The organism is Kitasatospora sp. NPDC056731, assembly GCF_040687675.1.
Classification (GTDB): Bacteria; Actinomycetota; Actinomycetes; order Streptomycetales; family Streptomycetaceae; genus Kitasatospora.
Genome location: NZ_JBFBNR010000002.1, coordinates 88,303 through 113,969, shown reverse-complemented (window position 1 = coordinate 113,969; position 25,667 = coordinate 88,303). Strand labels below are relative to the sequence as shown.

General features: G+C 72.5%; 23 protein-coding genes. 11 read left to right on the top strand and 12 right to left on the bottom strand.

Translation table 11 applies throughout. The features are described 5' to 3' along the window. Window positions 1–194: 194 nt before the first annotated feature. Window positions 195–1,262, top strand: coding sequence for a hypothetical protein (locus AB0R04_RS02815; RefSeq protein ID WP_363367538.1), 1,068 nt, complete (start codon window positions 195–197; stop codon window positions 1,260–1,262). Window positions 1,263–1,328: 66 nt separating this feature from the next. Here AB0R04_RS02815 and AB0R04_RS02810 read toward each other — a convergent pair whose 3' ends face one another. Genes AB0R04_RS02810 through AB0R04_RS02780 form a run of 7 tightly spaced genes read right to left on the bottom strand, consistent with a single transcriptional unit; the run spans window position 1,329 to window position 9,694 of the window. Continuing rightward, window positions 1,329–3,575, bottom strand: coding sequence for an MMPL family transporter (locus AB0R04_RS02810; protein ID WP_363367536.1), 2,247 nt, complete (start codon window positions 3,573–3,575; stop codon window positions 1,329–1,331). Beyond that, window positions 3,547–4,770 carry a beta-ketoacyl-[acyl-carrier-protein] synthase family protein gene (locus AB0R04_RS02805; RefSeq protein ID WP_363367534.1) on the bottom strand — a complete coding sequence of 408 codons (1,224 nt, stop codon included), beginning with the start codon at window positions 4,768–4,770 and terminating at the stop codon, window positions 3,547–3,549. Before AB0R04_RS02805 ends, AB0R04_RS02810 begins: the two co-directional genes overlap by 29 nt. Continuing rightward, window positions 4,767–5,039 (bottom strand): phosphopantetheine-binding protein, encoded by a 273-nt coding sequence (locus AB0R04_RS02800; RefSeq protein WP_350876141.1) that lies wholly within the window; start codon window positions 5,037–5,039, stop codon window positions 4,767–4,769. The genes AB0R04_RS02805 and AB0R04_RS02800 overlap by 4 nt, the downstream gene beginning before the upstream one ends. Window positions 5,040–5,074: 35 nt before the next feature. Continuing rightward, complete coding sequence (locus AB0R04_RS02795; RefSeq protein ID WP_363367532.1) at window positions 5,075–6,070, bottom strand: NAD-dependent epimerase/dehydratase family protein; 996 nt, start codon at window positions 6,068–6,070, stop codon at window positions 5,075–5,077. Beyond that, window positions 6,067–7,746, bottom strand: coding sequence for an AMP-binding protein (locus tag AB0R04_RS02790; RefSeq protein ID WP_363367530.1), 1,680 nt, complete (start codon window positions 7,744–7,746; stop codon window positions 6,067–6,069). Before AB0R04_RS02790 ends, AB0R04_RS02795 begins: the two co-directional genes overlap by 4 nt. Then, window positions 7,743–8,738: a 3-oxoacyl-[acyl-carrier-protein] synthase III C-terminal domain-containing protein gene (locus AB0R04_RS02785; RefSeq protein ID WP_363367528.1), complete on the bottom strand. Its 996-nt coding sequence runs from the start codon at window positions 8,736–8,738 to the stop codon at window positions 7,743–7,745. Before AB0R04_RS02785 ends, AB0R04_RS02790 begins: the two co-directional genes overlap by 4 nt. A gap of 23 nt (window positions 8,739–8,761) precedes the next feature. Beyond that, a complete protein-coding gene (locus AB0R04_RS02780) occupies window positions 8,762–9,694 on the bottom strand; it encodes an alpha/beta fold hydrolase (RefSeq protein WP_363367526.1) in 933 nt (310 codons plus the stop codon). A gap of 306 nt (window positions 9,695–10,000) precedes the next feature. Between AB0R04_RS02780 and AB0R04_RS02775 the strand changes: the two genes are divergently transcribed. Beyond that, a complete protein-coding gene (locus AB0R04_RS02775; protein WP_363367524.1) occupies window positions 10,001–10,678 on the top strand; it encodes a hypothetical protein in 678 nt (225 codons plus the stop codon). Window positions 10,679–10,715: 37 nt separating this feature from the next. Then, the gene (locus AB0R04_RS02770) at window positions 10,716–11,411 is read left to right on the top strand and encodes a hypothetical protein (RefSeq protein ID WP_363367523.1); all 696 of its coding nucleotides are present in this window, start codon (window positions 10,716–10,718) and stop codon (window positions 11,409–11,411) included. 108 nt (window positions 11,412–11,519) lie between these two features. Here AB0R04_RS02770 and AB0R04_RS02765 read toward each other — a convergent pair whose 3' ends face one another. Further along, window positions 11,520–12,542, bottom strand: coding sequence for a hypothetical protein (locus AB0R04_RS02765; protein WP_363367521.1), 1,023 nt, complete (start codon window positions 12,540–12,542; stop codon window positions 11,520–11,522). A 260-nt stretch (window positions 12,543–12,802) separates the two neighbouring features. Here AB0R04_RS02765 and AB0R04_RS02760 point away from each other — a divergent pair, with 260 nt between their 5' ends. Next, window positions 12,803–13,534, top strand: coding sequence for an SDR family NAD(P)-dependent oxidoreductase (locus AB0R04_RS02760; RefSeq protein ID WP_363367519.1), 732 nt, complete (start codon window positions 12,803–12,805; stop codon window positions 13,532–13,534). Window positions 13,535–13,777: 243 nt separating this feature from the next. On the opposite strand, the gene AB0R04_RS02755 is transcribed toward AB0R04_RS02760, so the two are convergent. Further along, complete coding sequence (locus AB0R04_RS02755; protein ID WP_363367518.1) at window positions 13,778–14,905, bottom strand: NAD(P)/FAD-dependent oxidoreductase; 1,128 nt, start codon at window positions 14,903–14,905, stop codon at window positions 13,778–13,780. A gap of 125 nt (window positions 14,906–15,030) precedes the next feature. On the opposite strand from AB0R04_RS02755, the gene AB0R04_RS02750 reads away from it, so the two are divergent. Next, a complete protein-coding gene (locus AB0R04_RS02750; RefSeq protein WP_363367516.1) occupies window positions 15,031–15,624 on the top strand; it encodes a helix-turn-helix domain-containing protein in 594 nt (197 codons plus the stop codon). A 22-nt stretch (window positions 15,625–15,646) separates the two neighbouring features. Here AB0R04_RS02750 and AB0R04_RS02745 read toward each other — a convergent pair whose 3' ends face one another. Further along, window positions 15,647–17,038: a sporulation protein gene (locus AB0R04_RS02745; RefSeq protein WP_363367514.1), complete on the bottom strand. Its 1,392-nt coding sequence runs from the start codon at window positions 17,036–17,038 to the stop codon at window positions 15,647–15,649. Window positions 17,039–17,371: 333 nt separating this feature from the next. On the opposite strand from AB0R04_RS02745, the gene AB0R04_RS02740 reads away from it, so the two are divergent. The 3 genes from AB0R04_RS02740 to AB0R04_RS02730 all read left to right on the top strand — a co-directional run bounded on the left by AB0R04_RS02740 (window position 17,372) and on the right by AB0R04_RS02730 (window position 20,748). Then, window positions 17,372–18,685 (top strand): UDP-glucose/GDP-mannose dehydrogenase family protein, encoded by a 1,314-nt coding sequence (locus AB0R04_RS02740; RefSeq protein ID WP_363367512.1) that lies wholly within the window; start codon window positions 17,372–17,374, stop codon window positions 18,683–18,685. Window positions 18,686–19,099: 414 nt separating this feature from the next. Then, on the top strand, window positions 19,100–20,398 hold the full coding sequence (locus tag AB0R04_RS02735) for a glycosyltransferase 87 family protein (RefSeq protein ID WP_363367510.1): 1,299 nt from the start codon (window positions 19,100–19,102) through the stop codon (window positions 20,396–20,398). A gap of 167 nt (window positions 20,399–20,565) precedes the next feature. Next, a complete protein-coding gene (locus tag AB0R04_RS02730; protein ID WP_063352045.1) occupies window positions 20,566–20,748 on the top strand; it encodes a hypothetical protein in 183 nt (60 codons plus the stop codon). A 2-nt stretch (window positions 20,749–20,750) separates the two neighbouring features. Here AB0R04_RS02730 and AB0R04_RS02725 read toward each other — a convergent pair whose 3' ends face one another. Further along, on the bottom strand, window positions 20,751–21,383 hold the full coding sequence (locus tag AB0R04_RS02725; protein ID WP_363367508.1) for a peptidase inhibitor family I36 protein: 633 nt from the start codon (window positions 21,381–21,383) through the stop codon (window positions 20,751–20,753). Window positions 21,384–21,777: 394 nt separating this feature from the next. Between AB0R04_RS02725 and AB0R04_RS02720 the strand changes: the two genes are divergently transcribed. From AB0R04_RS02720 to AB0R04_RS02710, 3 genes are all read left to right on the top strand, one after another. Next, window positions 21,778–22,911 carry a DUF4185 domain-containing protein gene (locus AB0R04_RS02720; RefSeq protein ID WP_363367506.1) on the top strand — a complete coding sequence of 378 codons (1,134 nt, stop codon included), beginning with the start codon at window positions 21,778–21,780 and terminating at the stop codon, window positions 22,909–22,911. Between the two features lie 191 nt (window positions 22,912–23,102). Beyond that, complete coding sequence (locus tag AB0R04_RS02715; RefSeq protein ID WP_363367504.1) at window positions 23,103–23,483, top strand: VOC family protein; 381 nt, start codon at window positions 23,103–23,105, stop codon at window positions 23,481–23,483. Window positions 23,484–23,577: 94 nt separating this feature from the next. Continuing rightward, window positions 23,578–24,117, top strand: coding sequence for a hypothetical protein (locus AB0R04_RS02710; protein WP_363367502.1), 540 nt, complete (start codon window positions 23,578–23,580; stop codon window positions 24,115–24,117). 273 nt (window positions 24,118–24,390) lie between these two features. On the opposite strand, the gene AB0R04_RS02705 is transcribed toward AB0R04_RS02710, so the two are convergent. After that, complete coding sequence (locus tag AB0R04_RS02705; protein WP_363367501.1) at window positions 24,391–25,482, bottom strand: hypothetical protein; 1,092 nt, start codon at window positions 25,480–25,482, stop codon at window positions 24,391–24,393. Window positions 25,483–25,667: the final 185 nt, after the last annotated feature.

The following is a 25,667-nucleotide window of genomic DNA, read 5'->3' as shown; positions in this document are numbered from 1 at the left end:
TCCGACGCCCGGGGGCGCGCCATTCCTGTGGCCACTGCCCGGAAGGCGTGCACCGTTGCCGCGTCGACTCCGGCACGGTGACGGACAGGATGCCGTCAAGCGCGTTGACCGTGCTGCGAGATGATCGCATGTCAGGGTGCGAACCGTCGGGCTGGAAGCCCGCTTCACCGCTACGTGCCGATGGAGGCGCAGACATGGTCGACGGAATCCGCGAAGAGGACGAGTCCGGCGGGCCGGGGGCAGCACCGGTGGCACGCCGAAGCCTCCTCAGGGCCGCAGGACTGGGTGCCGCCGTGGTGGGCCTGGGCGCAGCCGTGCCCGCGGCAGCCGCAGCCGAGGACCGGTCCGCGACCCCCGCAGGTGCCACCCGTGGGCCGGACGTGCTGAACAGCGTGAACCTGCACTGCTCGGCGGACGCGGGCACCTACATGGGCGGCGGGACGGCCACCGTGCGGGTCACGATCGGCAACTTCAGCAGCACCGCGGCCACCGGACCGGTGTCGCTGAAGGTCATCACCCCGTTCCACGCCAACGTCGCGGCGCTGCCGTCCGTCAGCGGCGCCACCTCCCGCTGGCTGTACCAGAACAGCGCGCCCGACGTGCCCTCCGTCATCCAGGTCTCGTTCAACGGCTTCCCGGCGAACACGGCCGTGACCGTGCCCGTCACCTTCACCCTGCTGCCCGCCGCCCCCAACATCCCCCCGATCGGCCGGGCGATCTTCACCACCGACGCGAGCAACACCACCGACATGGACAGCGATCTGACCCGCAACGTGTGGGAGTTCGGCTTCGTCCGCTCCAGCCTGGCCGCCCCGCCCGCCGGCAACGCCAACCTCTACTTCACCTCCCCCCAGCTCCCCCTGATCGCCGGAGGTGCGCCGGCCGAGATCCCGTTCCACTTCTACAACGGCGCCGGCACCCTGTTCGACGGCACCCGGAGCCCCGCGAACTTCACCTTCTCCACCCCCTTCTACACCGAGGTCCCCACCGCGGGCCGCCCGCCCGGCCTCACCGCGCTGTACGAGAACAACGACCCCGCCATCCCCTCCGTCTACCGGCTCTCCGTCCCGCCGGGTCTCGGCGCCCTCGGGCCGCAGACCCCGACCACCATCGGCATCCCCTTCCTGATGCAGAGCGGCGGCCCGAGGGAGTACACCGTCTCCTCTGCCATGATCACCCCCACCGGCGGCGACACCCAGGGCGACCTCACCATCGCCCACCACCACTTCGGCATGGTCTCCGTCGTCAACACCGCTGTGTAGCCCGGTCGGACCACCGGCATCGCTCCTGGTGTCCTGCGCCGGATCTCCGACGCAGGACACCGTTGCTCAGAGCCCACCGCCCCCGCCGGCCGGGCGGACGTCGAGGAGCTGCGCCGCCGGCCGCCGCAAGCGCGGTGTCCACCAGTTGAGTTCGCCGAGCAGGCGCATGGTGGCGGGGACGAGCAGCATGCGCACCACGGTGGCGTCGACGGCCACGGCCACCAGGACACCGAGGGCGATCTCCTTCACGGTGACGACGGGGCTGGTCGCGAAGGCCGCGGCGACCAGCACGATCAGGGCCGCCGCGGCCGAGATCAGCCCGCCGGTGCGCCCGAGGCCGGTCACCACGGCGCTCGCGTTGTCCATGCCGCCGCGGTGGAGCTCGCGGATCTGCGCGATCAGGAAGAGTTCGTAGTCGACGGAGAGCGCGAAGACGAACATCAGCATGATGGCGGCCTCCAACGCGCCGACGTACCCGGTGGGTTGAAGGCCCAGCAGCCGGGCGCCGTGGCCGTCCTGGACGGTCCAGGTGACGGCCGCGAAGGCGATGCCGAGGGACATCGTCGTGGTGACGACCGCCTTGAGCGGGACCAGCAGCGACCGGAAGGCCAGGAAGAGCAGGCCGAACGTGACCACCAGCAGGTACCCGACCAGCGCCGGGAGCCTGGCCTTCAACGTGTCCAGGACGTCGGCGTTGGCCGCGGCCGGTCCGCCGACCAGGACCCGGCCGCCGTCGGGCGGGTCGAGCGCCCGCACGGCGCGCACCAGTTGCTCGGCGGCGGGGGCGTCCGGGGCCGCGTCGGTGGTGACGGTCAGCAGCGCGTTGTGCGCGGTGCTGACGCGCAACCGGACGTCCTGGGCGCCCGGCAGTGCGGCGAGCCGCTGCTGCCAGCGGGCCAGTGCGGCCTTGCCCGGCTCGCCGCCGATGTCATCCCGCAGGTGGGCGACGACCTGGAGTTGGTCGAGCCCGGCCGCCGGGAAGTCCTCGTGCAGCAGCTCCTGGGCTCTGCGGCTGGCCGCCCCGGCTGGCAGGGTCCGCTGATCGCTCGCGGCGAGGTGCAGGCCGGCGACCGGGACGCTCAGCACGGCGATCACCGCGACGGCGGCGGTGATCCAGGCCCACGGGTGCGTGACGGCGCTCCGGCCCAGCCGGTACCAGAATCCCGTCTCCTCGCCCTCCGCCCAGGCGCGTCCGAGACCGGCCCGCCCGAAGCCCGGCAGCCGCACGCACCCGGCCTCGACGCGCGGGCCGAGCACGGCCAGCACGGCGGGCAGCACGGTGAGGCTGGCGGCGCCGGCCAGTGCGACGGTGACGGCCGCGCCGATTCCGAGGGAGCGGGTGATGGGGAAGGGGAGCAGGGTCAGGCCCAGGACGGCGAGCGAGATGGCCGTCGCGGAGTAGAGCACGGTGTGCCCGGCGGAGGCCATGGTGGCGGCGACGGCCCGGTGCGGGTCGCCCCGGTGGCGCAGCTCGCGCCGGAAGCGGACGACGACGAACAGGGCGTAGTCGACGGACAGCCCGAGAGCGATCATGACGACGACGTTGCGGGTGATGTAGCTGACCGGCACCAGGGGGGCGAGCATGCGCAGCACCGCGAAGGACAGCGTGAGGCTCGCCCCGGCCACGGCCAGCGGCAGCAGGGCTGCGGCGAGGCTGCCGAAGAAGAGCAGCAGCAGCAGGAACAGCAGGGGGAAGACGTAGAGCTCGGCGCGGGTGAGGTCGTCGTCGACGGTGCGGTCCACATCGGCCTGGAGCGGTACCTGCCCGGCGTAGGAGACGGTGAACCCGTCGGCGTGCAGCAGTTGGCGCAGCCGCTCGTAGGAGGCGGTCTTGGCCTGGTCGCCGGTTCCGGCCAGTCCGACGACCACGCAGGCCGCATGCCCGTCGTCGGAGAGGAGATCCCGCTTGCCGGTGTTCCAGTAGTGCTGGGCACCCGTCAGCACGGTCCTGGGCACGGTGGCCAGCGCGGAGCGCACGGCTTCGCCGAACTCCAGGTCGTCCACGCCGAGGGTCTCGCTGCGGAAGACCACGACCGTGCCGGCGCCACCCGCGGTGTAGTGGTGCTCGATGGCTTCGATCGCCCGGCCGGACTCGGCCCCGGGGTTGGTGAAGCCGCCGTGGGACAACCGCGCGGGCAGCCCGGCCCCGACGACCGCGGCGACGGCCAGCAGCAGGACGGTCGTCCACAGCACCGCCCAGCGGTGGCGGGCGACGAGTGCGCCGAGCCGGGCCCCGGTGCCGTCGGGCGGCGCCGGGGCGGCTCGGACCGTGCCTGCCCGGGGGTCAGTCCCGGCGCAGGGCGAGGACGACATTGTGGCCTCCAAAGCCGAAGGAGTGGCTGACCGCCGCGTCGATGCGCTGCCGGCGCGCCGTCCCGGTGACGCAGTCGATGTCGAACTCGGCGATGTCGGGGGTGAGGTTGGCGACCGGCGGTACCAGCCCGCGTTCGATGGTCAGCACGGTGAGCGCCGCCTCGATCGCACCGGCCGCGCCGAGGCTGTGGCCGAGCACGCCCTTGGGGGCGGTGACGCTGGGCTGGTGCGGCAGGGCGCGGGCGATCAGGCCGGCCTCGGCGGCGTCGTTGAGCGGGGTGGAGGTGCCGTGGGCGTTGACGTGGCCGATGTCGCCGGCGCCCAGGCCCGCACTGCGCAGCGCCGTCCGCAGCGCCTGCTCGGCACCGGCTGCGCCCTGGGGCGGCGCGGTCGGGTGGTAGGCGTCGTTGCTGGCGCCGTGTCCGGCGAGCACGGCGCGCGCCCGGGCGCCGCGCGCCTTCGCGTCCGCGGCGCGCTCCAGGACGAGCACGGCGGCGCCCTCGGCCAGGACGAAGCCGTCCCGGTCGGCGGCGAACGGCCGGGAGGCGCCCGGTACGTCGTGCCCGCGCGCCGACAGGGTGCCCATCCGGTGGAAGCCGGTCGCCACCAGCGGGCTGAGGGCGGCTTCGGCGCCACCGGCCAGGACGATGTCGCAGGACCCGGCGACCAGCAGGTCGTGGGCGATGGCCAGCGCCGTGGCACCGGAGGCGCAGGCGGTGGCGCAGGCGAGGGTGGGGCCGCGCGCGCCGAACTCCTGGGCCACCTCGCCGACGGCCATGTTGCCGATGACCATCGGGATCAGTGTCGGCGAGACGTGGGCCGGCCCGCGCTGATGGAGTCGGCGCAGCTGGTCCTCCCAGTGCGGCGCGCCGCCGAAGCCCACCCCGAGCACGACGGCGACCCGGGCGCCGTCCCACCTGTCGGCGGCCAGTCCCGCGTTCTGGACGGCCTCCCGGGCCGCGAGCAGCGCGAGCTTGCCGAACCGTCCGATCCGCCAGGCCTTCTTGCGCCCGACCTCCGTGTCCAGGTCCATGGCGGGGATGCGGCAGGAGAACGTCACCGGGGCGCTGTCCAGCTCGGGGTCCGGTGCCGCGGTGGGGGTTCCGGCGCAGATCCGCTGCCAGGTCTCCTCGGCGCCGACCCCGGCCGGGGTGACGAGCCCCAGGCCGGTGACGGCGATCTCGGGGCGGTTCACGCGACGGGTTCGGTCGCGTCGCCGAGTCGGGCCTGGACGATCCGGGCGACGTCGATGAGCGTGCTCTGCCGGTCGGCGTCCTCCTGGCTGATCAGGATGCCGAACTCGTCCTGGAGCACGAAGGCGAACTCGGCCAGCGCGAGCGAGTCGACGTCCATCTCCTCGAACGTGGCGTCGGGGCTGATGACGTCGGCGGATACGCCGAACCGCTCGACGAGCAGGGTCTGGGCGGTGTCGCAGACGTCGTCCACGGAGAGCGTCGTGTCCATAGTCGTTCCTTTCCGGAGTGTGAGGGGGGGCGGGCTCAGCCGCCGGTGGTGCGGTGGTGACGGGTCAGCTCGGCCATGGCCTGGTCGAACGTGGTGGGCGGCTCGAAGCCGAGGTCGCGCCGGGCCGCCGTGAGGTCGAACCAGTGCGGCCGGGTGAGCTGGTGGAGCAGGAACCGGCTGAGGCCGTGGTGGGTGTGGTGGCGGAGCACCGTCGTGGTGGCGTCGGCCAGTACGGCGGCGGCCAGGGCGACGGGGTAGGGCACCGGGCGCCAGCTCGCGTGGCGTCCGGCTGCGGCGAGGAGCCTGGCCACCACCTCGCGCAGGGGTCGCGGTTCGCCCTGGGCGATGAAGTAGGCCTGCCCGGCCGCCGGGTGGCCCGGGCTCAGCCGGTCCAGTGCGAGCAGGTGGGCGTGGGCCGCGGTGGCGAGGTGGCAGGTGTCGACGAGGTTGGTGCCGCGGCCCGGCATCAGCAGTCGCCCGGTTTCGGTCGCCCGCAGCAGGGCGGGCAGGAAGTGCGGGTCGCCGGGCCCCCAGATCAGGTGGGGCCGCAGCACCGTGGTGGCCAGGTCCGGGCCGTTGGCGGCGAGGACGGCCGCCTCGGCCTCGGCCTTGGTGCGGGGGTAGGCGGCCGAGTGGTGCCGGGGCCCGGGCAGGGACTCGTCCGCTCCCGTGACGCCCTCGGGGGTGAAGGCCACGCTCGCGGTGGAGGTATAGACCAGTTGACGGATGCCGAGGGCGCGGCAGGCGGTCAGCACGTGCCGGGTGCCGTCGACGTTGACCGCGCGGTACGGCCGCTCGGGGCCCCGGACGCCGGCCAGGGCCGCGTTGTGGATCACCGCCTCGCACCCGGCGAGGGCCCGCCGGACGGTACTCGGGTCGGCGATGTCGCCCAGGTGCTGGCGGACCCCGAGCCGCTCCAGCTCCGGACTCCGGCGGCGGTTCAGCGAGACCACCTCCTCGCCGCGCCCGGCGAGGCGGCGGCACAGCTCCAAGCCGAGGAAGCCGCTGCCCCCGGTGACCAGGACCCTCATCGCCCGCCTCCCAGCACGCCGCCCGGGCGTCGTCGGCGCAGCCGGCGGCGGGCCCAGCGGGCGAGGCGGTCGCGGTCGACGCGCGAGTTGTGCCTCGGGTCGGTGGGCAGCCGGCGGTGGAGCAGGACGGCGGCGATCCGGTGGCCGCCCGGCACCGCCGACAGGGCGTGCCGAAGCCCCTGGAGGACGGCCGTCGCCGAGTTGGCCGCCGACGGCGCCAACTCCACGCAGAGCACCGGTCGTTGACGGCCGGCGGGCCCGAGGCCGATCAGCGCGGTGCGGCCGATGCCGGGCACCGCGTCGGCGATCCGCTCGACCACGGCGGTGTCGAGTGCGAACCCGGCTCCGTGCACCCGGTGCGCGGAACGCCCGAGGAACCACAGCCGGCCGCTCTCGTCCAGCCAGCCGAGATCGCCGGTGCGGTGCAGCAGGTCCTCGCCGGCGCCGACCTTGGCGGCCGCGTTCGCTCCCGGGCGGGCGTGGTAGGCCCGACTGACCTGCGGGCCACCGACCGTGATCTCTCCGTAACTCCCTTGTGGTACCGGTCTGTTGTATGACACGGGGCCGACCGGCACCAGGATGTGGGCCGCGATGCCGGGCACCGGGCGGCCCAGGCAGACCCCGCGGTGGGCGTGCAGCGGTTCCGCGTGCGCGGCGGCCAGTTCGGTGCTGTCGATCACGCTGACCGGCAGGCACTCGGTGGCGCCGTACGCGCTGAGCAGCGTCGCCTCCTCCGGCAGCGCCCGGCGCAGCGCACGCACCAGCCGTTCGGACGGCGGGGCGCCGAAGGAACAGGCCAGCCGCACCGGGGCGAGCGACAGTCGGCCGTGCTCGCACTCCCCGGCCAGGGCCCGCAGCACCGCCGGGGAGGCGCACACCACCGAGGTGAAGTGTTCGGTGACGGCCCGCGCCAGGTCGGCGCCCCGGGTGCGGGCCGGTCTGAGGTGGTTCACGGCCGGGACGACGGTGGTGGCTCCGGTGGCGGGCCCGAACAGGGCGAAGGGCAGGAACCCGGCGAGCAGCACCTCCCCCGGGCCCAGCCCCAGCAGCCCGGCGATCGAGCGGACCTGGGCGGCCAGCTGCCGGTGCTCGTACTCCACGCCCTTGGGCACTCCGGTGGAGCCGGAGGTGAAGGCGATCATCGCGAGCGAGGCGGCGGGCGGCGGGCTCGGCCACGACGGCTCCGGCCGCTCCGGCTCCGGGTCCGGCCGGCGCGCGCGCCACGTGCGGCCCGTGAGCAGCGAGACGGTGACGTACGGGCGGGCCCAGCCGAGCAGCAACCGGGCCAGCTGGGCGAGCGGGTCGCCGATGAACACCTCGGGCCGCGTCTCGTCCAGACAGGCCCGCAGCGCCGGACGGGGCAGCGCCGGGTCGATCAGCACCGGCACCGCACCGAGGGCGAGCAGCCCGTACACGGTGGTCACCAGCTCGTACGGGTCGCGGGCCATCACCACGGCCTTCTGCCCGGCGCCGACGCCCGCCTCGCGCAGGTCGCGGATGCGCGCCCGGCAGGCGGCCTCCAGCGTCGCGAAGTCGACGGTGTGCCAACGGCCGCGCGGAGCGGGCCAGACGAGCGCGGTGCGGTCCGGCTGCAGGCCGGCCCAGCCGGCCAGGTGGGCGGCGAGCGTCTCCGGCCAGGCCTCCTGCTCCCGGGTGGCCCCGGGGACCGCGCTCACCACCGCAGGGCCATGACGCCGAGGCTGGTGCCGCTGGCCAGGCCGAGGATCCCCACCAGGTCGCCCTCGCGCAGCCGGCCCTGCTCCTGCGCGAGTGCCAGCTGCAGCGGGATGGTGGCGGTGGTGACGTTGCCGTAGTGGGGGAAGGTGGGGATCACGGCCTCGACGGGGATGCCCGCGGATGAGCAGAGGTCGCGGGTCATAGCGGCCGAGGGCTGGTGGACGCAGAACAGCGCACAGTCGGCCACGGAACCGACCAGTTCGCCCGCGGCCTTGAGGGCCTGTTCCCGCAGCTCCGCGAAGGAGGCCGTCAACGCGGAGTCGTCGACCTCCAGCTCGCACATCCGGCCGGTGGCGTACGCGTTGCGCAGTACCGCGCTCGGCCACGCGGCCGGCTTGGCGAAGAAGCGGCTGCCGAGGATGCCCGGCTGTTCGCTCGCCTCCACCAGCACCGCCGCTCCCATGTCGCCCACCGTGAGACTGGCCAGCGCCGATGCGAGCCGACCGCGGTCCGGAATGCGCCAGCGGGTCATCCGGCTGGACACCTCCCCGGTGACCACCAGCACCCGCCGGTAGGAGCCGATCCTGATCAGCGCGTCCACGCTCTCCAACGCGCTGAGCACGCCGTTGCAGGCGTTCATCAGATCGAAGACCGGTGCCGTGACGCCCAGTTTGGCGGCCACCACATTCGCGGTCGCCGGCTCGTCGAGGTCCTTGGTGATCCCGGCGTAGACCAGCAGGTCGATCGCCTCGGGCGGGAGGCCGACGTCGCGCAGGACGGCGGCACCCGCCCGGGCCGCCAGGTCCGAGGGCAACTCACCCGGCGCCGCCACGCACCGCTCGCGCAGCCCGAACATGTGCTCCAGCAGTCCCGCCGGCAGCGCGGCCCCGGGGCTCTGCCGGCGCAGCTCCTCCTCGATCTCGCGGGAACTCTGACGGGCCTCGGGGACATGGACCCGCACGAGACTGATCCTGCTGTGGGGCGAGGGCATGGGTACCTCTCCGTGATGGTTCGTCATCGCGTGGACAGGAAGCGCCGGAGCGGCCCGGTCAGGGACTCACCGGCGTCCTCCAGGACGAAGTGGCCCGCGTCGGCGAAGGCGTGCACCTCTGCGTGCGGGAGCCTGCGCCGCCACTCCCGCAGGACGAGCGGGGTGAACACCGGGTCGCGCAGGCCCCAGCCGATGAATGCCGGCAGCCCGGCGAGGTCGGCGCTGTCGCCACCGGGATCGACCAGGGACCAGACGGGGTCCTCGCCGCTGCGCGGGATCTGCCGCAGGAAGTCCCGCACCGCGCGGCGCTGCCACGCGCTGCGGTACGGCCGCAGGTAGGCGGAGCGGACTTCGGCGGGCAGCGGCCGGACCACCCCGGCCCGCAGCGCCGCCCGGGGGAAGACGTTCAGCAGGTGCGCCGCCTCGCCGAGCGGCCGGACGTCGCGCAGCAGGGCCAGCGAGCGCGGCAGCCGGTAGCCCTCGGGCCAGCGGAAACCCACGCTGTTCAGCACGACCAGCTTCGCGACCAACCCGGGGTGCCGCCTCGCCCAGGCCAGACCGATCGGCCCTCCCCAGTCGTGTACCGCCAGGGTCCAGCCCGCCGACGGCGCCCGGCCCTGCTCGATCAGGTGGGCCGCCAGCGCGTCGAGGTGCTCCAGCCGCTCCGCGAGCGGAATCGGACCGGCGCCGGTCCTGCGCTGGGAGAACCCCATACCCAGCTGGTCCGGCACGATACAGCGGAAATCCCCGGCCAGCGCGGTGATCAGACGCCGCCACAGATATCCCCATGTCGGATTGCCGTGCAGTATGAGCACGACGTCGCCGGATCCGTGGTCGACGTAGTGCAGTCCGGACCTCTCCTCGCGCCGCCAGTGCTCCGCACCCGGAAAACCGGGCAGGCGATCCGCGGCCGGGGGGCGAAGGCCGCCGGGCGGGAGGGGTGGACTGGGCGGCATCGGTGTCTTCCCTTGTCCGTCGGGCAGCCCGGCGGGCCGGAACTGAAAAGGTCTGCCGCAGAACGTAACCCGGCGCCGGGGGAAGACCCGGCAAGCACGCGCCGGTATCCCCCGACTGCCCGACAGTAAAGATTGTTCACGATCTTCAGTAGCAAGAAGGCGACTTCAAAGGAGTTCGAGCGTGCGCTGCGACAGTCGGATCAATATCGCACCGTAAAGGCGAATCCGGCCCCACCCGGATCGCGCAGCTCCGCACTGGCGGTGATTCTGACAGCAGCAGTTCGTACATAAACAAAGGAGAGCATTATGGGAGCCCAACCCGCCGCCCCGGGCACACCGTCCGGCCCGCACGTCAGAAACCCCTCGGTCCGGCGCTGGCGCCTGGCCGCCGTCCCGCTCGCCCTGGCCGCCACGGTCGCCGGTGCCGGCCTGATCATCCAGCAGGCCGGCGCCACCTCGGCCGCCGCCAGCGAGTCCACCGGCCGCCGCGACACGATCCTGACCAAGCTCACCTGCTCGGGGCAGGCCGTCGGCACCACCAGCGCGCCGATCACGAACGCCGCCACGAGCGTGTCCATCTCCGCGGTCGGCACCTTCGACGAGTGCTTCGCCGAGAACGGCGGGCCCACGAACGTCCTGTCGGCGACGTTGACCTTCGCCGGCACCGGCTCGATCTCGTGTTCCTCCCCCAGTACGTTCAGCGGCACCGAGACCATCACCTGGTACAGCGGACTGAACCAGACCGGCAGCGTCGTCGGAACCTCCACCGTGACCACCAACGGTTCACAGGACGTCGAAGGCGACCCGGCGAACGGGGACATCCTCAACTCGACCGACGGCTCGGTGTCCCTCGGGAGCAAGGTCCTGCCGCTCGCCACGGTCCTCACCACCTTCGAGCCCACCAGCGACATCAGCCACTGCGCCAACGGCCTGAGCAGCCTCACCGCGAAGCACGACGCCCAGTTCTCCGGCCTCCTCGGCTGACTCCCTCAGCTGCCCGACTTCACAGAATAGGAACACCATGCCTTCGCACTCCTGGGACTCCGACCCCGTGCCGACGCGGGAATCAGCGCCGTCCAGGCCCCGCCGGTGGCGCCTGGCCGCCCTCCCGCTCGCCCTGGCCGCCGTGGCCGCCACCTCGGCCGTGCTGCTCCAGCAGCCCGCCCCCGCCTCGGCCGCCGACACGCCGGTCGCGACCGACGGCGCCAACGGGGTCGCCGAAACCCGGGCCAACCCCGCGCTCAAACTCATGTGCGGCGTAAAGGGCACGACCCGGAGCACCGCGCCGATCACGGACACCCCCAGCGCGGTCGACCTGTCCATGAACGACGGCGTCGTCGAGAGGTGCCTGACGAAGAACGGCGGCCCCGCCCTGTCCGCCGGGACGGTCTCCCTCACCGGGTCGGCGACCCTCTCCTGCAAGCAGGTCGGCCAGCTCACCGGCACCATCGTCGTCAACTGGGCCGACGGGAACGGCAACCCGGCCGGCGTCTCCACCATCAACACCGAGGGCATGCAACGCGTCGAGGGCGAACCCTCGAAGAACGAGATCTCCAACATCCTCAACGGCACGGTCACCCTCAACAGCACCGTCCTGCCCGGCGCCACCGTCACCGGCACCCTCTACCCGGGGGCCGACATCACGGACTGCAGCACCGGGACCATCAGCAGCCTCCCGGGCAGCAGAATGGTCATGCGTTTCAACAGCCTCCTCTGAGACTCCCCCGGCACCGGGCCGGGGCGCGGCAGGTGCCGCGCCCCGGCCTCGAACGATCCGGGTCGGAGACCTCGCCCCACCCTGATCTCCGGTGGGAGCGGCCCCGGGTCAGCTCGGAGAACCGGACCAGGTGACGTCCTTGCGCAGCCGCCCGGAGCCGTAGTCGAACCGGGCGGAGAACCGGTCGGCCGCGCTGCCCGGCAGGGCGTACGCCGTCAGACCGGTGGCCTCCTCGCCCGGGGCCAGCGAGCCCCTGAGGATCTTCATCCGTCCGCTTCCGTCGATCAGCGTGAAGACGAGGTTGCCGTTGGCGTCCCTGATGGTGGGCAGCCCCGACCCGTTGAGCGAGACTTCCTCCGACCCCGTGTTGACGACGGTGATCCGCACCTGGATGATCTTGGCGTTCTTGGGGGTGTCCGACACACTGTCGCTCGGAACGTACGGCGTCGGCGCGGCCATCGTGACCTTCAGCCCGTCCCCGTACGTGTAGGACTGGCCGAACGACAGACGCCGGGCCCGCTCGTCCGCGGCCGCCGTCTCCTGCTCGGCCTCGACCCTCTTCCGCTCGGCCTCGATCCGCTCCCGCTCCTTCGCCGCCCGCTCGTTGGCGGCCCGGGTCGCGGCATCGGCGCGAGCGCGCGCGGCGTTCTCGTCCACCCGCCGCTCCTCGTTGGCCGCCTGCACCCGCGTCACGACGAACACCCCCGCGCCGACCGAGACCAGCAGGCCGGAAATGCCCAGGATCACGCCCGCGAGCGCCATCGCCCGGTTGGTCGCCAGACCCTTGCGGACGTAGCCCAGCCCGATGGCGCCGAAGACCACGGCGAGCAGGGCCGGCAGCCAGGACAGCCAGAAGAAGATGACGGCCAGGCTGAGGACGCCACCGACGATCCCCAGCACCATGGCCGCGGTGCCCAGGCCGTTGCGAGGCTGCGGCGCCGGCATCGGGTACGCGTACGGCGGCCAGTACGGGACGTTCGGAGCCGCGACAGGGGGTGCGGCAGGGGTGGCGGTAGCGGCGGGCGCCGTGGCCTCACCCTGACCCTGACCCGGGCTCGGTGCCGCCCATGCGTTGGTGTCGGCCGGCCCCTCGGCGGGCTGCGGGCTGTCGGGCGGGGCAGGAACGGTCATGCAAAATCCTTCAAGCACTTGAGATGATGAGCGGCTGTTCAGCCTCGACGCCAAAGGATCTCCTGATCCCCCGACGACAGCGACCCGATTTCCGCGAAGCGGTCAGCGCCCCAGGCCGGACCCGCACGTCGACACCCCGGGACGGGACGCCGACGGGGTCGGCGGGTGATCAACATACAGGTGCCCGGTGACGGCTCCGGCGTCGCGGTGCAAGCTCAGGCGAGCAGCTGTTCAAGCCACCTGAAAGGGGAACACCCGCCATGGCCATCAGGACCGCACTCGTCACCGGGACCAGCCGCCCGGCCGGACTCGGCTTCGCCGTCGCCCGCGCGCTCGCCGAACAGGGCTACCACGTCATCCTCACCGCCCGCGACCACTCCACGGCAGAACCGCTGGCCGCCCGACTGCGCCGGGACGGGCACGCGGCCACCGCCCTGCACCTGGACCTGTCCGACCCCGTCAGCATGCGCGAAGCGGCCGACCACCTCACCCAGGCCTTCGGCCACCTCGACGTCTTGGTCAACAACGCCAGCGCCATGCCCGACTTCCAGGTCCTGTCCGCGATGGAAGCCGACATGGATGCGGTGCGCACCGCACTGGAAGTCACCGTGATCGGCCCGTGGGCCCTGACCCAGGCGATGCTGCCACTGCTGACCGCCGCGCCCGCGGCCCGGATCGTGAACGTCTCAAGCCTGTCCGCCCAGCAGATCGCCACCGGCCTCGACCTCGGCGCGTCGCTGCGCGCCCCGGCCTACTCGATGGCCAAGTACATGCTCAACGCCCTCACCACGGTGCTCGCCCGGGACCTGGCGCACACCCCGATCCTCGTCAACACCGTCGACCCCGGCAACACCGCCACCCACCCCGAACGCGGTGACGACGCAACCGACCGCCCGGCCGCCGAAAGCGCCCGCGACATCGTCCGAGCCGCCACCCTCGGCGCCGACGGGCCCACCGGACAGCTGTTCAGCGACGGAAAGCCCGTTGCCTGACGCCACGTTCAAGCCGCGCCCACGGTGGCCTCTCCGCGCCGGGCGACACCGTGCACCCAATCCCCAGCCTCAGTCGCTTCAGTCCCTGCCACCGCCCTGACCTGCGTAAATACGCAGCGACCAAAGGGCCCGGACAGCCCGTGGAAGCCGACAGTCGCTCGACCCGCCCTGGACGACTCCAGCCACGAGTGCCCGATCACCAGGTCCCTGAGCGAAGACAGTCAGAGCCCGAGTGGAGTCGGTTCAGGGGGCCGTCGAGGGAACGAGGTGGTCGAGTCCCTGTGCGCTGCCCGTCGCGGCCTCGATCGCGCGCGGCAGCATGATGCTCTCGTAGGCGCGGACGGCGTCGTCGACGCCGGGTTCGGTGGCGAGGGCGTGGGCGAGGTCGGAGCCGTCGAGCATGGCGAGATTGGCGCCCAGTCCGACCGGGGGCATCAGGTGCGCGGCATCGCCGAGCAGGGTGACGCCGGGAACGTGCTGCCAGGTGTGCGGGGCGGACAGGACGAACAGGGGCCTGCTGACGAACCCGCTGTCGCTGTTGCGCAGGACGTAGCACAGGCTCTCGTCCCAGCCGTCGAACATCCTCAGCAGGTGCGTCCGCACGGCCCGCTGGTCGCCGAGGTCGACACCGGCGGCCGCGTGCCAGTCCTCCGGCACGCGCAGCGCGATGTAGACGCGGATGTGGCCGTTGCTGTTGCGCTGGGCGACCAGGGACCTGCCGACGCCCTTCACCAGCATCGAACCGTTGCCGACCAGCCGCGCGAGGTCGGGGTGGCGGATGTCGCAGTGGTCGAATCCGGTCTCGACGAAGGTGACACCGGTGTAGCCGGGTACGGCGGGCGACAGGGCCGGGCGGACGCGCGACCAGGCGCCGTCGGCACCGACCACCAGGTCGAAGTCCTCGGCGGTACCGTCACCGAAGCTCAGCCGGCAGGTGCCGTCCGTCAGCGGGGTGACCCCGCTGACGGCGCGGTCCCATCGCACCGTGCCCTCGGCGATCGAGTCCAGGAGCAGGCCGCGCAGTTGACCGCGGTCGATCTCCGGCCGGCCGCCGTCGGCGGAAGGCCCCTGCTGTGCCAGGAGCGCGGCGGTGGCGAAGTCGAGCACGCGCCACGCGTCTCCTTCGGGGCGGGCGAGGGCGTGGAACCGGTCGAGGAGCCCCGCCGCGCGCAGGGCGGCCTGGCCGGTGTCGGCGTGCAGGTCGAGGGTGCCGCCCTGCGGGCGGGCGTCGGCGGATGCCTCGCGCTCGAAGACGGTGACGGAGCGGCCGTGCTGCTGCAGGACCCGGGCGCAGGTGAGGCCGCCGAGTCCGGCGCCGACGATCGCGATGCGGGGATCGCGGGGGTCACGGGGATCGCGGGCAGAGTTCATGAGAGTGCCCCTCGGGAGGTGGGTGGGCCGTTGGGAGGCCCGACACCACCAAGAAAGCACACTCGCTAAATAAGCGCAACGACTAAACTTTTGCAGCGGATGCACTTCGCCGATATGGTGGGCACGTGACCGAACCGACCGGGCGCCGCGAGCGCAAGAAGGCCCAGACCCGCCAGTCCCTGGCCGACGCCGCACTCGACCTCTTCCTCGAACACGGCTACGACCAGGTCGGCGTCAAGGACGTCGCCGAGGCCGCCGACGTCTCGGTGACCACCCTGTTCAAGCACTTCTCCGGCAAGGAAGCCCTGGTCTTCGACCAGGAGGACGACATCGAAGCAGCACTCGTCGCCGCCGTACGCGAACGCACCCCCGGCACGTCGATCCCGCAGGCGCTGCGCGAGCACCTCCTGCTGGCGCAGACCCAGTTCGCCGTCCACACCGCGGACCCGCGGTTCGCCGACTTCACGCGCATGGTGCAGGAGACCCCCGCGCTGCGCGACTACACCCACCGCATGTGGACGCGCCACGAAACCGCCCTGGCACGAGCCATCGCCGAGGCCGTCGCCGCCCCCGAGGACGACGTCAGCTGCGCCGCCCTCGCCCGTTTCGCCCTTGAGGCCCGCGGCCTCATCCTGCGGCACCCTGAACCACGCCGAGCCGCCGACGAGGCCTTCGCCCTGCTCGAACACGGCTGGGCAGCCTCCCACCCGGGCACCTGACCCGGCCGCGCCGCCTCTCGCCCTATGCCGCGACGCCGAGTTCCCTGCCGGTCCGCCGGAGGAACTCGACGACCTGCGGCTCGCGGCGCCAAGGGGTGAGCGCGGTGTTGAACTCGCGGACGTAGTCCTTGGCCCGGCTGGACTGGACGCGGGCGAGGATGTCGACGGCCTGGTGGCCGAGCGCGAGGCCCTGGTCCAGGTCCTTGCCCTGGAGGTGGGCGGTGCCGACGATGGCCAGCCGCATCCCGACCGAGCGGGTGAACACCCCGGGCGGCATGGCGGCGGCCTGCGCGTTCCACGCGAGGGCGGCCTCGGGGTTCTTCAGGTCGCGGAAGATCTCGGCGGCGTCGGCCGAGAGCCGGGCGTGGTGGTAGAAGTCGATCCACGCCGGCTCCTCGGCGCCGTCGCGGGCCTGGTCGAGCAGGCTCTCGGAGGCGGCGAGCGCGGCGGAGGCGGCCCGGGCGTCGTCGTCCCGGGCGTGGGCCCGGGCCTCGATGAGCTTGGTGAACGCGAGCACCCTGGGGGCTGCCCGGCCCCTGGCCCGCTCGAAGGCGCCCTGGGCCATGTCGACGGCCTCGCCGGCGAATCCCCTCAGCAGGGTCTGCATCGCCATCGTGGTCAGGACATAGCAGCCGAGCTGGACGTCGCCACCGGCCCGGGCCAGGCGGAGGGCCTGGATGAAGTGCCGTTGAGCGACGTCGTGTCGGCCGACGTCGAAGGCCGTCCAGCCCGCCAGGCGGGACAACTCGGCCGTCGCGGAGAACAGTTGGCGGCCGACCTCGTCGTCGAAGGAGCCGTTCAGGAGCGGGGCGGCGCGTTCCCGGAGGCAGGCGGTGACGGAGTTGGCCTTCCAGTTCCCACCGCCGTACTTGGAGTCCCAGCGCCGGGCGTCGTCGGCGGCGTCCCGCAGTTCGGCGAGATCGGCGGCACCGACCCGGCCGTGGCCGCGGTGGGCGGCGGTGTCGTCGGCGGGGGTGACCAGCCAGCGGGTGACCGGGGTGGTGAACGCGGAGACGGCGAAGCCCGCACCGGTGAGGAAGTCTCGGCGGTTCACGCTGCTCCAGAACGAAGTGGCCGTGCGCACGGCCTCGGCGGGGTCCCTCGGGAAATCCCACCCCATCGCGGCGTCCGGTGTCCCGGCATCGGCCATACCGATCTCGCCGAGTTCCACGGGCCGGCCGAGCCGCTCGCCGATCGCCCGGGCCAGCAGCTTCGGCACGGGCCAGTCCGGCACCATGCCGCGCGCCGTCCAGTTCGCGACGGACGTGTGCGTATAGGTCGCGGTCAGCCCGGCTTCGTGGGCGAGCTGGTTCACCCGGTGGGCCAGCGATTTGCGGCTGGCGCCCTCGCACTTGTCGATCATCCGGGCCAACGCGTCGTTCGGCGGCTTGGTCCGGCGGGTGGTCGACGCCACGGCGTCCCCCTCGATCGGTCCCCGCACGGGCACGGGGAGTCGTACGCGACCGGCCACGAGAAGTCGCTGGCCCGGCACCTGAGGCCGGATCACCGAGGGTAGGACATTCGTTGCTCACGGTGAATCGGATGCACGAGCTGTGAGCCCCCTTGCGAGCCCTCCCCGCACCGGCTGCCAGGCGGTTGCCTGGTGTTCCGGGCCTCCGCCGGGGCCTGGGGAAACCTCCTCCTGGCGGGGCCACCACCGATTCACGCGCAAGGGTGACCACCGGATGTGCGGAATCGCAGGACCGGCCGGCGCCGACACCGCCCGCCCCTTCGAAAGGACACGTTCGTGAAGCTCACCGTGATCGGCTGCGGCTACCTCGGCGCGACCCACGCCGCCGCGATGGCCGAGCTCGGCCACCAGGTCCTCGGCATGGACACCGACGCCGACAAGGTCGACGCGCTGAACAAGGGCCAGGCCCCGTTCGTCGAGCGCGGCCTGGACGACCTGCTCGCCAAGCACACCGCCACCGGACGGCTCCGTTTCACCGCCTCCTACGCGGAGGCCGCCGACTTCGCCGACGTCCACTTCCTGGGCGTCGGCACCCCGCAGCGGGACGGCAGCGGCGCCTACGACCTCACCCACCTCCACGCCGCCGTCCGGCGCCTGGCCCCCAGGCTCGGCGACGGCGCTGTGATCATCGGAAAATCGACCGTCCCGGTCGGCACGGTCACGGAGCTGCGGCAGACCCTGGACGAGCACCTCCGCGCCGGGGTGAGCGTCGGCCTGGCCTGGTCGCCGGAGTTCCTGCGCGAGTCGTTCGCCCTCCTGGACACCCTGGAGCCGAACCGGATCGTGCTCGGCGTCGAGGACGGCGACACCGGCAGCGAAGCCGCCTTCCGGCAGGTCTACGCCGACATCCTGGCCGCCGGCGCCCCGCTGATCGTCACCGGCATCGCGACGGCCGAGCTGATCAAGGGCGCCGCGAACGCCTTCCTCGCCACCAAGATCTCCTTCATCAACGCGATGGCCGAGCTCTGCGAGCTGACCGGCGCCGACGTCCGGCAGATCGTCCTCGCCCTGGGCCACGACCACCGGATCGGCGCCGAGGGCATGCGGCCCGGCCTCGGGTTCGGCGGCGGCTGCCTGCCCAAGGACCTGGCCGGGTTCACCTACCGCGCCGAAGAACTCGGCGCCGACACCGGCCTGCTCCGCCAGGTCGCGGCGATCAACCGGCGCCGGCGCGAGCACACCGTCGAACTCGCCCGCGAAGCCCTCGGCAACGCCGTGACCGGCAAGCGGATCGCGGTCTGGGGCGCCGCGTTCAAGGCCCACACCGACGACATCCGCGACTCCCCGGCCCTGACCGTCGCCGACGCCCTCCAGCGGGCCGGCGCCGAGGTCACCGTCCACGACCCCGCCGCCGTGGACAACGCCCGCAGGGCCTACCCCCGGCTCGACTACGCCGACGACCCCACCCAGGCCGTCACCGGCGCCGAACTGCTGCTGCACCTGACCGACTGGCCCCAGTACTCCGACGCCGACCCGGCCGACCTCGCCCGGCACATCGCCGTCCCCCAGGTCATCGACGCCCGCGGCACCCTCGACGCCGCTCGCTGGCGCGCGGCCGGCTGGACCTTCCGCGCCCTCGGCCGCCCCTGACCCGCACGGAGCCCCGGCAGCCACGTCGATCCCGTCCGGCTCCGCGCCTGCCCCACCCCTGCGGTTGCCCCCGGGGCCGGCGTCGTCCGCGCCGCCCGGGTCCGCCCTTCTCCGTGTCCTGACGGTCCGGGGCCACCAGAGTGCCGGTGGACACGGGCGCCTATGATCGGCCGGGGGCGGATCCGCCCGTTCGCGCACCACCCGCCGGATGCCACCGTCGGGGCCGGCCCACGGGAACGGATCACGGAACGGGCCACGGGGGCGGATCGAGGGGTGGGGCACGGAGGGCTTTCCGGTCCGGCTGCCGCCCTGCGGACGGGGCTCCCCCACGGAGGGCGCGGTACCGGCCTCGCCGTCCGACCCACGGCACGCACCCCGGCAGGCCCACCGCACCGCCGACCCGAATGGAGACCGATGTCCGAGATAACCGCCGAGGAGCCGCGGCAGAGCACGGCCGACCCGACGGTCCTGATTCTGGCCGCGATGGCGGCGGTGATGGCCGCGCTCTCGGTCCGCATCCTGATGCTGGACAACGAGTCGACGGACTTCTACTACTTCCTCGGGCCCTGGTACCAGTACATCGCGAACAACGGCGGGTTCCACGCTCTCAGCGGCACCGGTTTCTCGGACTACAACGTCCCCTACCTGTACCTGATGGCCGCGCTCACCTACCTTCCGGTGGCCGCGCTGACGGGGATCAAGTGCATCTCGATCCTGTTCGACCTGGCGCTGGCGTACTACACGTTCCGCATCGTCTCCCTGCGGTCGCCGCAGCAGCCCTGGCGGGCCCTCGGCGCGGCGGTGATCGTCCTCTTCCTCCCCACGGTCGTGACCAACAGCGGCTGGTGGGGCCAGGCCGACGCGATCTTCACGACCTTCCTGGTCGGCGGCGTCTACCACATCCTGCGCGACCGGCCCTGGTGGGCCTGCTCGTTCTTCGGGATCGCGCTGGCGTTCAAGCTCCAGGCGATCTTCCTGTTCCCGCTCCTGCTCGTCCTGGTGCTGGCGCAACGGATCCCGTGGCGAAGCCTGCTGGCCCTTCCGGCGGTGTACGTGGCGCTCGACATCCCCGCCATGCTGCTCGGCTCCGACCCGTGGCAGCTGCTGACGGTGTACGCCCGGCAGCCGGACACGTACAAGGACCTCACGCTCAACGCGCCGTCGGTCTACCAGTTCGTCTCGGTGCCGTTCGAGGAGCAGGACCCCGTACGGCACGCAGGTGTGCTGGTCGCGGGCACGCTGGTGCTGGTGCTGATCGGGCTGGCGGTCTGGGCCATCCGCCGCGCCGGCGGGGCGGCGGCGCTGAAGAACGGGGACGGGCGGGAGGCACCGGCGGTACGGGAGGGGCGGCCGAAGCTCACGGACACGGGGATCCTGCTGCTGGCCGCCGTCTTCGCGATCGCGGTGCCGTTCCTGCTGCCGTCCATGCACGAGCGCTACTTCTACGTCGCGGACGTGATCAGCGTGATCATCGCCTTCCAGCTGCCCCGGCGGCTCTGGTACGTGCCGGTCCTGGTCCAGCTGTCGTCCTTCGGCAGTTACCTCAAGTTCATCGCCCCCAGCGTGTCGCCGTACCTGTCGATGCCGGCCCACGGCGCGCTGATGCTGCTGGCGCTGATAGTCGTACTCCGGGCCACCATCGGGGAGTTCCGGAGCTCGTGGACTCCGGGCGGTCGGGAACCGGCCCCGGAGGCGGCGGCGCTGACCGCGTAGGTTCGCCGGAGCGCCCGGTCACGCGCCTTCGGGCAGCGACCTTCCTCTCCAGCGGAGGCTCCCGCGGAATGATGGGTCCCTCTCGCGTCAAGCGTGGTTGACGCGAGAGGGGCCCATCGTGCCGTGGCGGCACGGGAGTTGACCCGGAGCCCTCTACCCTTGCGGTCATGAAGCAGCAGTACGTCACCATGGCCCTCGCAGGCCTCCTGATCGGAATCCTCGCGTTCGGCGCCGGCTGGTACACGGCCCGTGCCCGGGAGACCGCTCCGGCCCCGACCTACATCACGGTCACGCCGGAGCCGGTCACCGCAGGCACGATCTCCCCTCCCGCCTCGGCCGGTGCCCGGTAGGGCTACTGACGAACCGCCCAGAAACGGTCGGCCGCGTTGTCGAAGCCGACCGACGCGGACAGGGACTCCGGCGGCTCCTTCCAGAGCATCTGCCACTGGCCGTCGCCCGGGTCGTTGTCCACGATCACCTCCAGGCCGCGGGCGGTGTTGACCCAGCTACTGGTCTGGTCGCGGAACCCGTAGTCGGCGAAGTACACCGGCTTGTCCTCGTGGAAGAGGTTGAACTGCAGCCTCCTGCCACCCCAGTTCTTGTCGGCGTAGAAGCAGTAGTAGGAGGGTTCGCTGGTCGGGGCCGGGCACTTCTTCCAGTCCGCGCCCCTGGCGGACCGACGGCGGTGGTCCCCGCTCCACGGCGGAGCCTGCGTCTCCCCGGGCAGCGGCAGGACCACCACCGCCCCGTCCGGGTACGTGATCTCGTTGGCGGCGGTCTGTTTACCGTCCTTGCTCGCGGCGAGTTGGACCTCCACCGCCTGCTGCAGCAGGTCACGGTCACCGCGGGCAAGGTTTCTGATGGCGGGCCGCGCGTCCTCGCCCGTACTGGGTGCGGCTGCGGCCCGCGCCCCAAGGGGCGCAGCCAGGAGCACGAAGGCCACGACCCCACGAACGAGGAGACTGCGGACTCGAGAGTGCGTCATATTCCAACGGTAGCGATATGCATACGATATGTGATGCTCGCGTCTCGATCAGGGGGCGTGAGACGGCATGCACGCGCCGATCGATCGAAACCTGCGCCCGGGAGAGCCCCTGCTGCTCGCCGCGTTCGTCCGGACTCGTCCGGGCTCGGGTCACGGGGCGGCCGGTGGCCGGTGGGCCGCCCGGCTGCGGACATTCGGCCTCACCTCACTTCGGCTGGTCCACGTCCGGATGCGGAACTTCCGTGTGGCATAGCCAATTTGGGTGAAGGTTTGCCCACCGATCGACGGCAGGGCGACGGGGCGCCGTAGCCTCGGTGGCGACCCGTCGCCGCCGAGGTGCGCGATCCGTTCGGTGCCACGGGAATTCGTCGACTCGGAAAGGCCATCGGCAGAAATGACACTCTCATCGGGCTCATCGGGCGGGAACGACGCGACGACCGGCGGGCCCTCCCGCCGCCGGGTCCTCAAGATCGGCATCGGCGTCGCCGTGGGGGCGGGGGCCATCGGCTCGGGTGCCCCCGCGGCGATCGCCGGCGGTCCGAACGACCCTCCGAGCCCGACGGTCGCGACCAAGGTGAAGAACCTCAGCGGCCCGGTCGAGACCGGGCCGTTCGCCTCGCCGTGGACCGACCTCGGCATCCCGGTGCTGTGTCCGGACGGCACGATGCTCTTCGTCTGCGGCGACACCTTCGACGGCGCCCAAGTGGGCGCAGCCGACTGGCGTGCCCCGGTCGGCCTGCGCTCCAGCAGCGCCGACCTGAACAACCTGCGCATCGACGGCAGCGTCGGCGGCAGCCACGCCAACAGCCTGGTCGACGAGCCGCACAACCCGGTCGGCGACAAGGCCACGACGGCGATCCCGTCCGACGTGTTCGTCGTCGACGGCGTGATGTACATGCACCTCATGCGCGGCGTCATCTACGACACCCACCACACCGACTTCTGGCGCTCCACCGACAACGGTGAGACCTGGCAGTACCTGTGCCAGTGGCCGGGCGACCTGTACGGCGGCCAGTTCCAGCAGAAGACGTACGCCGTGGCCGACGACGGCTACTGCTACGTCCTGTCCACGGTCTTCAACCGCGACGTGGAATCGGGAATGCTGCTGCACCGGGTACGAAAGGAAAGCCTCGGCAATCCGGACGCCTACGAGCCGTGGGGCTACGCCGACGGCGGCTGGCGGTGGAACGCGCCCGCCCCGACGACCGTCTTCGGCACCCGCAAGTGGGGCGAGATGTGCTTCCGCGCCATGGACGGCAAGTACGTCCTCACGTGGCTGAACATGGACCAGTTGTCGATCAGGGCGATGGTCTTCGCCCTCCCGACCTCGGACCTGACCACGACGCTGGAGCAGGCCATGATCCTCCCCTGTGCCCCGGGCCAGGAGGTCGCCAACCTGGTCGCCAGCCCGTACGGCGGTTTCGTCATCCCCGGCTCGACGTTCGGCAACTTCCACATCGTCGTCAGCCAGTGGTATGACCCGACGAACTACCGGATCATGCAGTACCGGATCAACATGCTGTCCTGAGCCCGTGCTGGCTTCGGGCCCGATGCCGACGGCCCCGCGTCGGGCCCGCGGCGGCCTCGCGTCGGCCCGGAAATCATGTCGACCGTGCTCGCCTCGTCCGGTACGGTCGCGGGGTTGTTTCGCTGCCGGGAGCCCCTGTGGTTCACGTGGGGTCTCCCCGGCGGTTCCCCGGCTGAGAGCAGGTATTCGTCATGGCGTGTCGTATCGGTGAGCTGGTGCTCGGTTGCCGCGACCCCGAGGTGCTGGCGCGGTTCTGGTGCGAGGTCCTGGACTTCGTCGTGCTCGGTCGCGAGGACGACGGCTCGATGGAGATCGGGCCGCGCGAAGGGTTCGGAGGTGCGCAGCCGACGATCTTCCTCAGCCGCCGGGACGAACCGGAGCCGGGCAAGTCCCGGCTGCACATCGACGTGAACGCCACCGACCGCGACCAGGACGCCGAACTCGAACGCCTTCTGGCGCTCGGCGCCCGCCCGGCCGACATCGGCCAGACCGGGCAGGAGCAGTGGCATGTCCTGACCGACCCCGAAGGCAATGAGTTCTGCCTGCTCAAGGCCCGCATCGACCCGCTCTGATGCCCATCGGTCTCGAATCTGGCGTGGCGAAAGTCGTGTGCAGAGACGTTCAACCGAGAAGGCCAGGGAGGACGAACCCGTGAAACGTGCGCCGGTGAAGGTGAAGCAGCGAGCGGGCGGCGCTCGGACTCTGCTGCTGATTCCCGCCGCGGCTCTGCTCGCCTCGGGCTGTGCGTCCGCACCGGAGAGCGGCGCCGCCGGGCAAGGTGAGGACCGCCGCCCGACCGCCGTCGCGACGACCCCGGCGGAGGTGCGGACGGATGTCGAACCGTTGAAGCGCCACTTCCCGCAGCTGGGTGAGCTGTCCGCGACGAAGTGGGTCGGCCGGGTGCTGACGAAGAACTCGGTGCCGGAGGTCCCCGGTCCGACCGACGTGAGCCTGGACGGGGTGGCGCAGCTCGATCCGGCGACGCTGACGGCGATCACGGGCAGCGGGACGTGGCGGGAGGGCTCCATCGGGTGCGGTGTCCCGCAGGAGATCGCCGCCGAGGTCGGAGACACGATGGCGTGGCTCCACAGTGAGGCCTTCGACAAGTCGGTCACGCGGACCCAGTACACAGGGAGCTTCTACTTCGACAGGCAGACCAACCGCGTGTACTTCTGCACGGTGAACCCGAAGGACCGAACCAGCTGATCCCGCCACAACCCCACCCGCACGACGTCGTGCAGCACCTCGGCGGCTTCTCACACTGTCACCTCGGAGTGCTCCTGCCGCTGGTGGGCGGCGGCCCGGGCCAGCCCCAAAGGCCGGCCCGGGGGGAGCGGCCCTCCACGGCTGCCCGGCGGGTGTCAGATCGAGCGCTCCACGGTGCTGGACACGCTGATTCGATCCTCAGGGACCGTCGTTGCGCCGCTCCTCTGTGATCACAGGCCAGGGGCCTTCGGGGTCGGGTTTGGAAGGTGCCGCTCACCATTGCAGGAGGATCGCGCCGCTGCCGCCGGCCGCGCCCAGGCTTCCGGTGTCGCCGTTCTTGCCGGGTCCGCCACTGCCAGGCCTGCCACCGTCGCGGCCGCCGTCGCCGCCGTGCCCGCTGCCGCCGCCGTATCCGCCGTTCCCGCCCGCGCCGCCGGCCCCGTACGCGTACGTGCCCGAGGCGGCGGGCGCTCCGCCCGTCCCGCCCTGGCCACCGATGCCGCCCAGGACACCGGAACCGCCCACCCCGGGGCTGATGCCCGTCACGCCGCCGATCGGCTCGCTGCCGTCAAGGCCCCGGCGCCCGGCCTCACCGGCCGTACCGGCGCCACCGAAGGCGCCCATGATGTTGCGGGGGCTTGTTCCTGCGCACCTGTGCGAGGAACTGCTCTGGTCACCGCCGCTGCCGCCGCTGCCGGCCGAACCGCCCGGCTCGCCGGACCCGGCCCCTTCGAGCACGGCCCCGGCGCCGTCGCCGCCGGTCCCCCCGGTGCCGCCACCACCCGCGGACCCGGCAGCGCCCGCGAAGGACTGCGAGATGATCAGCGCAAAAGCCCCCTGAGGGGGACCGATGCTGATGGTGGACCTGGGGATGCGGGCAGAGCCCTGTCCTCCTTTGGTGCCCCTGCCGCCACCGCTGCCGTCGTCGTTGTTCCCGACTCCGCCGACACCCCCCACACCGCCGACGCCGCCATCGGCGGCCCCCAGGGGCGCTTCGATGGTGAGGGTGAACCCGGGAGCGCCGATCCGGGCCAGCTGGCTGATGTTCACCACACACGAGGCGAAGCCGCCGGCCTGCCCGCCGCCCCCGCCGCCGGCGCCGCCACCGGAGCCCCCGCCACCGCCCCCGGCCCCGAGCGAACCGCTCTTCTCCCCGCCACCGCCCCCGGCCCCGCCGCCGCCACCGCCGCCCCCGCCACCGGGCCCACCCGGGCCCCATACCGAGACGGTCATCTGCGTCACTCCCGCCGGGAAGAGGAACTCCTGCGTGCCCGGCTTGTCGAGCAGCAGGGTCCCACCGGCCCGCACCGTACCCGCCACCACCGGGCCGTCGCCGGGTACCGCGGCCTGCGACCACGCCGGCACACCCAAGGCCGTCCAGCCCAACGCCAGAGCCCCCGCAGCGGCCACCACGCGCCTCCCAGGGCGCCGCCCCGGCTCCCCGGCCGACGGCACACTTTCCACCTCAGACACAGCCATCACCTTTCCCAGTGAACGCACCAGGCCGCGGCACCCCGACGGCGCACCACCCGACTCCGTGGCCATCGTCA